Genomic DNA, 11,928 nt, shown 5'->3' with positions numbered 1-11,928 from the left:
ACCGACACCGCCGGACAGCTGCTGGTCACCGTCGGCGAAAACCACGACCGGCTGCACAGCGAAGCCGCTTTCGCCATGCTGTGCGGCGTCTCCCCGATCCCCGCCTCCTCCGGCAAGACCACCCGGCACCGCCTCAACCGCGGCGGCGACCGCCAAGCCAACGCCGCGCTCTACCGCGTGGTCCTATGCCGTCTGCGCTGGGATCCACGCACCCGCGCCTACATGGAACGACGCACCCAAGACGGCCTGTCCAAGAAAGAGATCATCCGCTGCCTGAAGCGCTACATAGCCCGCGAACTCTACCGAATCATCACATCAAACGATCAAGAACACGTCGCTTGACATCCATAGGAGCATCCGTCGCGGCCGGCGGGTGCCGCCGGGAACGGCGGCGCCAGGGAAACCGCAGACCATTCGTTAGAACGACCCCCGGGGGACCATCCCGTGACTCCTGACCAGATCGAGAGCGCCGTCGCAGCCGCGATGCCGCAGGCCGTGGACGAACTGCGGCGCCTCGCCGCCATCCCTTCCGTGGCCTTCCCCGGGCACCCGGAAGAGCCCGTCCACGCGGCCGCGGCCATGACCGAGGAACTGCTGCGCTCCGTGGGCCTGCCGCGCGTCCAGCAGGTGCCGGTCGAGGGCAGCTTCCCCGCCGTCTTCGCCGAGGCCCCCGCGCCTCCCGGCATGCCCACGGTGCTGCTGTACGCCCACTACGACGTGCAGCCCGCCGGTGACCCGGCCGCGTGGCGCACCCCGCCGTTCGAGCCGACGCTGATCGACGGCCGCCTGTACGGGCGCGGCTGCGCCGACGACAAGTCGGGCGTCATCGCGCACGTCACCGCCCTGCGCGCCTTCCAGGGCCGCTTCCCCGTCGGCATCAAGGTCATCATCGAGGGCCAGGAAGAGTACGCCGGCGAGCGGCTCGAGGCGTTCGTCGAGCGCAACCCCGAGCTGCTGCGGGCCGACACGATCGTGGTGGCCGACACCGGCAACCCGCGCGTCGGCGACCCCGCGGTCACCACGTCGCTGCGCGGCATGGCCGCGTTCACCATCGAGGTCCGCACGCTGCGCGAGGCGGTGCACAGCGGCTCGTTCGGCGGCGTCGCGCCCGACGCGCTGGCGGCGCTCATGCGCATGCTGACCTCGCTGCACGACGACAACGGCGACGTCCGCGTCCCCGGCCTGCCGCGCGGCCAGTTCCTCGGGGCGGGGCCGTCGGAAGAGGAGTTCAGGAAGACGGCCGGCGTGCTCGACGGGGTGTCGCTGGTCGGCTCAGGCACGCCCGCCGACCGCCTGTGGGCGTCCTTCGCGATCACCGTCACGGGGCTCGACGTGCCGACGGTGTCCGGCGCGATCAACGCCGTGCAGCCGGTGGCGCGGGCCAGGGTGACCGTCCGCGTGCCTCCGGTCGCCGACCCGAAGACCACCGTGAACGCGGTCGTCGACTTCCTGCGCCAGGTGGCGCCCTGGGGCGTGCAGGTGTCGTTCGGCGACTTCACCGTCGGGTCCGGCTTCCAGGCCGACTCGGGCGGCAAGGCGCGGGCGGCGCTCAACCGGGCGATGGAGCGCGCCTTCGGCCGCCCGCCGCGCGACGTGGGCGCGGGCGGCTCGATCCCGCTGGTCAACACGCTGCTGAAGCAGTTCCCCGCGGCCGAGATCCTGCTCTTCGGTGCCGAGGACGAAGAGGCGGCGATCCACGCCCCCAACGAGCGCGTCGACCTCGAGGAGCTGCGCCGCGTGGCGACCACGGAGGCCCTGTTCCTCCAGGAGCTGAGCCTCGGCTGAGAGCGGCGTCCGGTCCGGCCCACCGGCCGGACCGGAGGCTGCGCGGATTCCTTCTCGTAGCGTCAGAAACGCCAGGTGGTCTGGCCGTACCGCCCCTTGCGAAAGCCGAGCGCCTTCGACGGGCGCAGCTCGTACACCTGCGCCGCGCCGCCCGCGACGTTGACGAACACGCCGTCGCCGACCTCGAAGTGCCACGTGGCGCCGTATTTCGCCTCCCAGGCGGCGGCGAGTTCTTTGAGCGCGGCCGGATCCGTGACCCGCCGGGCCAAGCCCTCCACCACGAGGTCCAGCCCTTCGTGCAGGGAGCCGGCGCCCGTCGTGAGGGCGCAGTTCAGGTTGGACGCCAGGTTGCGGCCCTTCTGCTCGTCGGCACCCGTGCAGAAATACATCGCGCCGTCCCGCCAGACGGCCAACAGCGGGGTGACGTGGGGACGGCCGTCCTTGCGTACGGTGCTCAGCCAGTACGTCTCCGCGTGCTCCAGTTGCTCGCGCGCCTCGGCCCACGGCGTGGGGGTGGCGTCGTCGGCGCTGAAGCGGCGGTCGAGCCGGGTGACCGGTTCCATGGCGGCTCCTTGTCGGTGGCGGATGGTACAGAGAAGACCCATCCGGCGACCGAAACTCATCTCGGAGGTACGCACATGGCCACGTTCGCGCTGATCCACGGCGGCGGGGGCGCCGCATGGCAGTGGCACCTGGTCGAGCCGGAGCTGCGCCGGCGCGGGCACGACGTCGTGGCGGTCGACCTGCCCTTCGACGACGAGGACGCCGGCCTGCTCGACTATGCCGACACCGTGGTCGAGGCGCTCGGCGGCCGGCGTGACGTCGTCGTGGTCGGCCACTCGTGGGGCGGGTTCGTCGCGCCGCTGGTCTGCGCCCGTACAGAGACCGAGCTGCTCGTGCTGGTGACGGCCATGATCCCGGCGCCCGGCGAGCCGCCGTCCGCGTGGTGGACCAACACCGGGTTCAAATCCGCCGAGCTCGACGAGATCGAGCTGTTCCTGCACGACGTGCCCGCGGAGCTGGCCGCCGATTTGACGGCGCGCTCGCGCGGCCAGGCCGACAAGGCAGTCGTCGAGCCGTGGCCGCTGGACGCCTGGCCCGACGTCCCGACGAGGTTCCTGCTGTGCCGGGACGACCGGTTCTTCACGCCCGAGTTCATGCGGCGGGTCGTGCGCGAGCGGCTCGGGATCACGCCCGACGAGATCGGCGGGAGCCACATGCCGATGCTGGCCCGCCCCGCCGAACTGGCGCAGGCGCTCGACGGCTACTTGACGGGCAGGTCATAGAGGCGGCGGACGCTGCCGCCCAGCTTGGCGACGTCGGCGCCGTAGATGTGCAGCGAGACGCCCAGCTCCGAGCTGGTGTTGAGCACCTTGTGGATGTCGCCGGGGGGCGCGAAGCCGCTGACCTCGCCCGGCAGGTTGTCGGCCCGGCCGATCTCCACGAGGTGGTCGCCCATGTCGCGGTAGAGGGTCTCGTGCTCGATGCCGCTGATGATGCCGAACGTGCACCACGACACGTGGTCGTGGATGGGGGTGCCCTGGCCCGGACGCCACACGACGGCGACGACGGAGAAGTCGTCCTCGGCGTGCAGGATGTGGGTGACGTACCGGTCGGGCGAGCCCTCGCGTTCGGCGGGCGTGAGGAGGTCGGGCCCGGGGAGGTTGTCGCGCAGCAGGTCGGCGACGGCGAACGCGGTGTCGCGCGCGTCCAGGCCTCGAGCGACGATCCTCGACACACCGGACACGAGAGGCTCGAGGCCGGGCCTGGTGACGGTGGCTGTGTTCATGACACATCCCTAGACTGAATGCGAATTTTGTCTTGTTTCCACCGTCTCGCATCTCGACTGATAGGTCCAACAGAAGTTCTCTGGGCGATCCATAGATAAGATTGATGGATGCTGGACGTCACCCGCCTTCGCGTGCTCCTCACCGTCGCCCAGAAGGGGTCGCTCACCGAAGCGGCCAAGGTGCTGCACTACTCACAGCCGTCCGTCAGCCACCACCTGGCCCGGCTGGAGGCCGAGACCGGCGCCAAGCTCATCCAGCGCGCCGGGCGCGGCATCAGGCTCACCGAGGCCGGCCGGCTGCTCGCCGACCGGGCCGCCGACATCATCGGCCGGCTCGACGCCACGGCGGAGGAGCTCGCCGCCCACGTGGGGCTGCGCACGGGACGCGTCCGGCTGACCGCCTTCCCGTCCGCGCTGGCCACATTCGTGCCCGAGGCGGCCGGCCGGCTCACCGCGGCGCACCCCGGGCTGCGCCTGGAGCTCACCGAGACCGAGCCGCCCGAGGCGCTGCGGCTGCTGCGCGCCGGCCGCGTCGACGTCGCGGTCATCTTCCGGTACGACGACACCGCCCCCGAGGACGGCGGCGTCCACATGGTCCACCTGCTCGACGACCCCAGCTACCTCGTGTCGCGTACGCCGGCGGGCTCGCTCGCCGACCACGCCGACTCCGCCTGGATCGCCGGATGCGACCGCTGCCGCAGCCACCTGCTGGACATCTGCGACAAGGCCGGATTCGCGCCACGCATCACGTTCACCAGCGACGACATCGTGGCCGTACAGGCGCTGGTCGCCGGCGGGCTCGGGCTGACCCTGCTGCCGGGGCTCGCCCTCCAGGCCCACCGCCACCCCGACGTCGATGCGACCGAGGTTCCCGGCTCGACCCGTCACGTGTACGCCGCCGTCTACGGCGAACCCCCGCACCCGCCCGCCACCGAGGCGTTGCTGACCGCATTGCGCGAAAGCCTCCGCACCCCGGCGATGTCGCTCGCCTGAGACCGACCCCGTCGCACCCGCCTGATGGCGCGCGCTCAAAGCCGTTGACGTGCTTCTTACGATGACAACATGCCGGAAATCTCGACGCTCGTCGTGTTCTGCGCGGCCACGCTGGCACTGCTGATCGTGCCCGGACCAGCGGTCCTCTACATCGTCACGAGAAGCGTCGCCCAGGGCACGGCCGCCGGGCTGATCTCGGTGGTGGGCGTCCACGTGGGCTCCGTCGTCCATGTCGCCGCGGCGGCGCTCGGCATCAGCGCGCTGCTCGCCACCTCCGCCACGGCCTTCACCGTCGTCAAGTACGCGGGCGTGGCCTACCTGGTCTGGCTCGGCGTACGCAAGCTGATGCGGCGGGGCGGGGGCGAGCAGGCGGTCGAGCTGCCGGTCCACTCGAAGCGGCGGCTGTTCTGGGAGGGGGTCGTGGTCAACGTACTCAACCCGAAGACGGCGGTGTTCTTCCTGGCGTTCCTGCCGCAGTTCGCCGACCCGTCCGCGGGCCCGATCGCCCCGCAGATCCTGGTGTTCGGGCTGCTGTGGATCCTGCTCGGCATGGCCTCGGACGGCACGTACGCGATGCTCGCCGCGGCCGTGGCCGGACGGGTCCGCGGGTCCGCCCGCGTCCGGCGGCGGCTGGACGTCGGCAGCGGGGTCGTCTACCTCGGGCTGGCGGCCTGGCTCACGACCGAGAAGGCGTGACAAGTCACGCATTTTCGGCTGCTGAGTGCGATAGTTGAGAGCGAATCAATAGCTCTCACCCGGCGGCACATCAGGACATGACCACTAGGCGGACCCCCCATGGAAACGCCACCACACCGCCTCGGGCTCGAACGGGTCGTCGAGGTCTATTCCGGTCACGATGCCGTCATCGGCGTGACCGGATCGGGTTACGCGATCAGCCCGCGCCTCGTGCTCGCGTCCGGCCATGTGGTGGACCCCGCCGCCCCCTGCCAGATCCGCCCACCGGGGTCGACGCGTTGGACGCCGGCCGAGGAGGTGTGGAGGGGCCGTGCCGGCAGCACAGGCGCCGTACTCCTCCACCTCACCGAGCCCTTGGACCTGGGCCCCGACCGGCTGCGCTGGGCCACCGTGGCTCCCTCGACCTCCCCGGCGTCACTGAACTGCGTGGCCATGGGCTTCCCCCAAGCATGGCAACGACAGGGCGCACGCCACGCGGAGCCGGTGTCCGGGGAAGTAGACGCCCCGGCGGGCGCGGTAGGCGCAGGCGCAACGGGAGCAACGAGCGCGCCACGCGCAGTGGGTGCGGTGGGCGCGGTGTCGAAGGCGCTGACATTCCGCGTGCTCGACCCCACCCCCGAGTCGCTGCCCATCGCACTCTGGCACGGCATGGCAGGCGCCGCACTACTCAGCCGGCAAACCGGCCACCTCATCGGCTTGATCACCACCGGCCACCCCGATCACCGCCTTCACCGGCCCGCCTCCGATCACGTAAGTCACCACAGTCACTTGGGTCACCCGAGCGCCCGTGACTCCGGTGACCCTCGTGACTTCGATCACCTCGATCACCGGAACGCCCGTCACGCCGGCCCTCCCGGTCACCCCGACTCTCATTACGCCGGTCACCTCGGCCCCTCCGGTGACCTGAGTGGTCCTCATCAGTCCCGCCGTCTCGGCCACCCCGCTCATCTCGGACGCGCCGGGCACCCCGCGGCCTCTGGCGCCGCCGGTCGGACCGCCGAGTTTCTCGATCTGGTCATGAACGCTCCTGTTGCGGGCGGCTCCGGGCATCGGTTCGACGTCGTCCCCGTGACCGCGCTGCTGGACGACGAGCGTTTCCAGGAGCTGACCGGAGTGACGTCCGAGGAGCTGGAGACCGTACGCGCAGGCGACCGGTCGATGTTCCTGCGCGACCTGCTCGCGCCCGCGCGGGAGACGACGCCGCGAGGGTCCACGGGCTGGGGGCTGTTGGCGGGCCGCCGCGCGGTCGTCCCGTTCATGGGGAGGGACGAGGAGCTGGACGAGCTCCGCTCGTGGGCCGCCGACCCCGACCCGGTGTCGATCGCCGTCCTCACCGGGAGGGCCGGCACGGGCAAGACCCGGCTGGCCGTCGAACTGTGCGCGGAGCTCGCCGAGGCAGGCTGGGACACCGGCTTCCTGCCGCTGGACGCCGTGCACGACCTCCTGTCCGGCGAAGCCGGCTCTCGGGGCGACATGCGGCTGGAGGCGTCACGGGCGACGCTGGTCGTGGTGGACCGGCCGGAGCCGTCGTACCCGCTCGTGGGGGAGCTCGTCCGGCGGTTGGCGAAGGACGGGCGCATCGCCCGCGTACGGCTGCTGTTCCTGGTCGGCGAGCCGGGCGAGACGGACTGGTGGCGACGTCTGGACACGGCGTCGGGCGGCTGGCTGCGGCGGCTCACCACGACGACCGTCGGTCTCAACGCGCGCCCGCTCACCCTGCCCGAGCGGACGGAGCACGCGCTCGCCGCCATGAAGGCGTTCGCCCCGGATCGCGACGTTCTCCCCGACCCGCCGCGGCTCGAGGACCCCGAGTACGGGCTCCCGCTCCACGTCCATCTGGCGGCCCTGCTGTGTGTCCGCGGCGAGGACCCACCGGAACAGGTGCAGGGGAACGGCGGACTCCTCGAACACATCGTCACCCACGAACTCACCAGGTCGATCAGTGACGGGCCCGCCGCCTCCTCCGGCACGACCCGTACCGACCCGGAAGCCCTCGCCGAGGCCCCCACCCCACCGGACGGCCTGAGCATCGCCGGACTGCCGCGCACCGACGAGACGACCACACGCCAGGCCCTCGCGACGCTCCTCCTCACCACACCGGACCACGACGAACTCCCTGCCGTTCTGTCCGTCGTCACCGGCATCAGGGACGGCGCCCTGGCCGGTCTCGTGGCCGACGTACGGGTGACGCCCGAGGCAGTGGCCGGGGAACTGCTCGCCGGAACGGCGGGGTTGGGGCAGCTGGCGACCGCCCTGCGCGATCGCGAGGGCTGCACGGTCGAGCAACTCGTACGCCTGATCGACGTGCTGCGGCGCTCGGCCGGAAGAGAGCCGGTCGGGGCGGCACTGCGAACGTTTCTCACCGGCCGACTCGATGAGCTGGTCGCGACAGCCGTGGCGCACCCACACACCCGGCTCGCCGATGTGCTCGGCGACGCGCTCAGTGCCGCCTTCGACGGGGACACCGGCGAGCCGGGTTCGGCCGTGACGATGTCCGTCGGCAGTCCGGGGCTGCGTCGGGGCGTCGGGCTGGGGTTACAGGCGCTCCAGGTGGCACTCGCCGGGCTGGCCGTCCGTCACCGTCGCGCGTACGGGGAGCGCGTCGCGCTGGCGGCGGCGTTGACGTGGCAGTCGGGCGCGTTGGCGGCTGTGGGGCGGCTGAGCGAGGCGGTCGCCGCAGCGGCTGAGGCCGTCGATCTCCACGCCGCAGCCCCCGCACACGCCGTCACTCCCCCGACTGCTGCGCCCTCCCCGACCGCTTCTCCTCGAGAGGAGGAAGACGGGCAGGCGCATGTGGTGGGTGAGCGGGCACAGGCGGAAGGTGGGCGGGCGGAGGCGCTGTTCGCGTTGGGGGCGGGCCTGCTGATGGCCGGTGAAGGGGTGGCGGCGCTGCGGCCGGCGCAGGAGGCGGCGGACGTGTTCCGGGACCTGGCCGCGGAGGATTCGCACTACGCGGGCGAGGCCGCGCGGGCCCACTACAACCTGGCCTGTGCGCTGCTGGACGCCGGGCGGCTGGGCGAGGCCGTTGCGGCGTTCGGGGCGGCGGGCGGCGACGCGGGGTTCGCGGCCCACGTCACCGAAATGCTCGCCATCGTGCCCCCGCCCAGCATCCTTCCCGACGGCCCCGGCTCTTCCGGCCCTTCCGACCTTCCCGGGACCTTCACGGCTCTCGGGGCTTTCGGTCCTTCCGCGGCTACCGGGGGCTCCGGTGGTTCGGGAGGTTCCGGTGGTTTCGGTTTCGGGGCGGCCGAGGTGGGGCGGACAGTGACGCCGGTCGCGGCCTTCGAGGAGATGCGGGCCGACGAGGTGCTGCCCGACCTGGCCGCCTGCCTGGCCGTAGCGGCCACTCAAGTCGTCCGCGCCGTCGCGCCGGGCGGCGTCACGGTTGGCGGGGGCGTGGTCGTGAGCCGGATGCGGTGGATGGCCGGGTGGCTGGAGGCGCGCGGCAGGGTGCGCGATGCGGTCGTCCCGGCGGGTGAGGCGGTGGGGCGGCTGCGGGGGCTCGCCGACGGCGACCCCGGCGTGCGTGCTCAGCTGGCCTCGGCGGCGGCGGACCTGGCCGGGACGTACGCGCGCCTGGACGACCTGGACGCCGCGGTCAGGTCCGCCGCGGAGGCCGTACGGAATCTGCGGGCTCTTGTCACGCTGGAGCCGGACGAGCACCGGCCCTCCTTCACCGGGCAGTTACTGGTCCTCGGCGAGCTGTTGCTGGCCGACGGCCGGCCCGAGGAGGCGCTGGCCCCGCTGCAGGAGGCCAGGATCTCCATGACAGGCTCGACGACGCACGCCGAGATCCCCAACACCGGCCCGGTGACGCGGGGCGGGCAGGTTGAGGTTGGGCTGGAGGTGCAGGCCAGGGCCAGGTATCTGCTGGGGTTGTGTCTGGACGAGTTGGGGCGGCGGGCCGATGCCCGCGTCCAGTTGGAGATCGCCGCCGAGCTCTACGACGTGCACGGCGGGCGCGGTGGACCGTCGGACGAGGTCCGGGCCAGGCTGGGCCGGATGGAACCGGCCGAGCCGCAACCGGGCGAGCCGTGGCTGCCAGGACTGACCGTCACCCAACCGGCGCGGGCCGTGGCCCGGGCGGAGGAACGGCTCGCGGAGTGCAGGAAAGCGGTCGAGGACGCCGGCACGCCCGGGGCCGAGCTGGTCGACGCGTACCTGTCGGCGCAGGCCGGGCTCGCCACCGCCCTGGCGGACGCGGGCCGGGCCGGCGACGGGCTGGCGCTGGCCACGCAGGCCGCCGAACTGCTTCAGCGGCACGCCGCGCCCGGCCCGCCGCACGCGATCGCGGTAGGCATGGTCGCCGCCGCGCTGGGCCGGGCGCTCGTGGGGCTCGGACGCCACAAGGAGGCGCTCCCCCACCTGCTCACCGCCGTCGAGTCGTACGAACCGCAGGCCGAGCTGAGCGTCGCGTTCCGTACGGAGCTCGCGCATCTGCTGACCCTGGAGACGGTGGCGCTGTCCAGGGCCGCCTCCCCGGCGGACGCGGCGGCGGCGTCCGACCGGCTGGCCGAGCTGTACGCGGGGCTCGTGGCGGAGGGTGCCGAGCCGCCGCTCGCGCTGGCCGGGGCGCTGCACGTACAGGCGAGCATCCGTTTCGGCGCGCGGGACGCCGAGGGCGCGCTGCGGTCGGTCACCCGCGCGCTCGACGCCGTCCCGTCGCCGCAGGCGGGCGAGGAGGCGCTGCTGCTCACCGCGGCGTGCCTGGAGCTGGGCGGCCTGTGCCTGGCCGAGCTGGGCGACGACGACGCGGCGCGGGACCGGCTGGCCAGGGGGACCGCGCTCATGACCCGCGCCGCGACCGTGCCCTGCGAGGTGGCGGGCGTCCATCTGCGGGCTCTGGTACGGCTGGCGAGGCTGCGCGTGGAGGAGGACGGTCCGGCGGCCGGCGCGGCGCTGTTCGCCGGGATCCTCGACATGCGTCCGCTGCCGGGCGTCGAGGCGCTGGGCACGCTGGTGGACGAGCTGTCCGGTCTCGTGACGGAGATGACGGGGACGGCGGGGCTCGCGGGGCCGCTGTCCAGGTTCGCCGAGGCGCTGGAGCGGGAGGTGCCGCTGAGCGGCGCGCCGGAGCTGCACGCCCGTTACGCCCGCTGCCTGGCCGCGTTCGGGGCGGCTGCGGCGCGTGGCGGCGACGACGAGGGCGCACTGCTCGGGGCCGAACTCGCCGTTCGCGTCTACCGGGGGCTCGCCGTGGTGTCGGGCGCGTACCGGGAGGCGCTCGGGGTGGCGCTGGCGCAGGCGGCCGTCGCGTACGAGCGGTGCGGGCGGGCCGAACTGCCCGTCCTGGAGCAGGCCGTGGATCTGCTCGGTGGCCGTCCTGGCCGGCTGCTCGGGGAGACCCTGCTCCGCTACGCCGCCGAGCTGTTCGGACGCGGCCGGCCGGCGGAGTCCCTGGCGCACTGCGAGCGGGCCGCTGACGTGTGCGACGACCTGGACGAGCCGTCCCTCGCCGCAGCCGTGTATGTGCAGCTCGGGGCCACCCTGGCGGCGCTGGGCCGCCCGCTCGCGGCCCTGGACGCGATCACCTGGGCGCTCGCCGAACTCGACCGGGCCGCGGCGGGGGTGGAGGTGTTGCGGGCGCGGGCGATCCAGGTGCGGGGTGAGGCGTCACGGGCGTCCGGACGGGAGCCGGAGGCGATGGCGCACCTGGTGGAGGCGCTGCGCCTGTTCACCGCGCTGCCCGACCAGAGGGGTGCGGCCGCGACGGCCGCGCTGATCGCCGACGACCTCTTGGCCGCCGGTCGGCCGCGCGAGGCCGTCGAGTACGCCGGGATCGCCGCCGCCGGTGAGCCGCCCGGCACCGTGAGGCACGCCGAGGCCGCCTGGCGGCTGGCGCGCTGCCGTCTCGCGCTGGGCGACCCCGCCGGGGCGAACGCCCTGGCGGAGGACGCGATCCGGACGGCCAGCGCACAGCCGGGGGACGTGGCGTACCGGACGGTGCTGGCGGGCGCGCTGACACTGAGCTCCGAGACACTGCTGCGGCCGGACGGCGTCGCGGGGGCGCTGCTGCGGCAGGACGGCGTCGTGGAGGCGGAGGCGCGGGCGCGTGAGGCCGTCGCCGTCTACGACGAGCTGATCGCCGCGGGCGTGGACGCGCGGGACCTGCACATCGGACGGGCCGGGGCGTGCCTGGCGCTGGCCGGGGCGCTGCTGGCGCGGCAGTTCCCCGCGGACGCGGTGGGGCCGCTGCGGGAGGCGGTGGCGGCGCTGGAGCGGTTCCCTTCCGGCGGGACGGCGCAGGCCGGGCTGCTGTCACGGGCGATGCTGATGCTGGGGGACGCGCTCATGCGGGCCGACCGGCCGCTGGAGGCGGGGCTCGTCCTGCACCGGGCCGCCCAGGTGGCGAAGGACGCGCCGACGGGAGCGGTCGCGCACGCCCGCCTCGGCCTCTGCCAACTGGACCTCGGCCGCGACGACGCCGCCGACGAGGCCCTGCAGACCGCCGCCGCCCTCCTACGCACCCTGACCGCCCAAGACGCCGACCCGCGTGCGCAGGGCGACCACCACGCCGACCTGCTGCGCGAAGTGCTGCGCGGCCGGCTGAGCCTGCTGGAGAAGGCGGGACGGGAACAGGAGGCGCAAGCGATCGACGCCGAACTGCGGCACCTCGACGCCACGCCGTGAAGCGGGACAAGCGCCAGAAAGGGCGGGCAAAAGGT

9 protein-coding genes are annotated in these 11,928 nt (G+C 73.4%); 6 read left to right on the top strand and 3 right to left on the bottom strand.

Translation table 11 applies throughout. From position 1 onward, the window contains the following. The coding region (locus BLR04_RS14070; protein ID WP_143022037.1) for a transposase at nucleotides 1-342 on the top strand (342 nt) is incomplete at its 5' end. A gap of 102 nt (nucleotides 343-444) precedes the next feature. Beyond that, a complete protein-coding gene (locus BLR04_RS14065; protein WP_090763841.1) occupies nucleotides 445-1,785 on the top strand; it encodes a dipeptidase in 1,341 nt (446 codons plus the stop codon). A 62-nt stretch (nucleotides 1,786-1,847) separates the two neighbouring features. On the opposite strand, the gene BLR04_RS14060 is transcribed toward BLR04_RS14065, so the two are convergent. Further along, nucleotides 1,848-2,348: a pyridoxamine 5'-phosphate oxidase family protein gene (locus tag BLR04_RS14060; RefSeq protein WP_218128887.1), complete on the bottom strand. Its 501-nt coding sequence runs from the start codon at nucleotides 2,346-2,348 to the stop codon at nucleotides 1,848-1,850. A 75-nt stretch (nucleotides 2,349-2,423) separates the two neighbouring features. Here BLR04_RS14060 and BLR04_RS14055 point away from each other — a divergent pair, with 75 nt between their 5' ends. Beyond that, nucleotides 2,424-3,071 carry an alpha/beta fold hydrolase gene (locus BLR04_RS14055; RefSeq protein ID WP_090763837.1) on the top strand — a complete coding sequence of 216 codons (648 nt, stop codon included), beginning with the start codon at nucleotides 2,424-2,426 and terminating at the stop codon, nucleotides 3,069-3,071. Here BLR04_RS14055 and BLR04_RS14050 read toward each other — a convergent pair. After that, nucleotides 3,050-3,574, bottom strand: a complete 525-nt coding sequence (locus tag BLR04_RS14050; protein ID WP_090763834.1) for a cysteine dioxygenase family protein — start codon at nucleotides 3,572-3,574, stop codon at nucleotides 3,050-3,052. The two genes, BLR04_RS14055 and BLR04_RS14050, sit on opposite strands and share 22 nt — an antisense overlap. Nucleotides 3,575-3,682: 108 nt before the next feature. On the opposite strand from BLR04_RS14050, the gene BLR04_RS14045 reads away from it, so the two are divergent. Together BLR04_RS14045 and BLR04_RS14040 are read left to right on the top strand one after the other, a co-directional pair. Then, entirely contained in the window at nucleotides 3,683-4,567 is an 885-nt protein-coding gene (locus tag BLR04_RS14045) for a LysR family transcriptional regulator (RefSeq protein WP_090763833.1), read from the top strand. Between the two features lie 69 nt (nucleotides 4,568-4,636). Then, nucleotides 4,637-5,263 carry a LysE family translocator gene (locus BLR04_RS14040; protein WP_090763828.1) on the top strand — a complete coding sequence of 209 codons (627 nt, stop codon included), beginning with the start codon at nucleotides 4,637-4,639 and terminating at the stop codon, nucleotides 5,261-5,263. 663 nt (nucleotides 5,264-5,926) lie between these two features. Here BLR04_RS14040 and BLR04_RS39665 read toward each other — a convergent pair. Then, complete coding sequence (locus BLR04_RS39665; protein ID WP_143022036.1) at nucleotides 5,927-6,106, bottom strand: hypothetical protein; 180 nt, start codon at nucleotides 6,104-6,106, stop codon at nucleotides 5,927-5,929. A 174-nt stretch (nucleotides 6,107-6,280) separates the two neighbouring features. Here BLR04_RS39665 and BLR04_RS40610 point away from each other — a divergent pair, with 174 nt between their 5' ends. Then, the gene (locus BLR04_RS40610; protein ID WP_176903071.1) at nucleotides 6,281-11,893 is read left to right on the top strand and encodes a hypothetical protein; all 5,613 of its coding nucleotides are present in this window, start codon (nucleotides 6,281-6,283) and stop codon (nucleotides 11,891-11,893) included. Nucleotides 11,894-11,928: the final 35 nt, after the last annotated feature.

The organism is Nonomuraea maritima, assembly GCF_900100395.1.
GTDB lineage: Bacteria > Actinomycetota > Actinomycetes > Streptosporangiales > Streptosporangiaceae > Nonomuraea > Nonomuraea maritima.
The sequence above is the reverse complement of the archived record's forward strand: the minus strand, read 5'-3'. Positions and strand labels throughout refer to the sequence as shown.

What these genes read in the sequence shown, in the direction of transcription:
- BLR04_RS14060 (WP_218128887.1), bottom strand. Translation starts at nt 2,348, where the DNA reads ATGGAACCGGTCACCCGGCTCGACCGCCGCTTCAGCGCCGACGACGCC.
- BLR04_RS14055 (WP_090763837.1), top strand. Translation starts at nt 2,424, where the DNA reads ATGGCCACGTTCGCGCTGATCCACGGCGGCGGGGGCGCCGCATGGCAG.
- BLR04_RS14050 (WP_090763834.1), bottom strand. Translation starts at nt 3,574, where the DNA reads ATGAACACAGCCACCGTCACCAGGCCCGGCCTCGAGCCTCTCGTGTCC.
- BLR04_RS14045 (WP_090763833.1), top strand. Translation starts at nt 3,683, where the DNA reads ATGCTGGACGTCACCCGCCTTCGCGTGCTCCTCACCGTCGCCCAGAAG.
- BLR04_RS14040 (WP_090763828.1), top strand. Translation starts at nt 4,637, where the DNA reads ATGCCGGAAATCTCGACGCTCGTCGTGTTCTGCGCGGCCACGCTGGCA.
- BLR04_RS40610 (WP_176903071.1), top strand. Translation starts at nt 6,281, where the DNA reads ATGAACGCTCCTGTTGCGGGCGGCTCCGGGCATCGGTTCGACGTCGTC.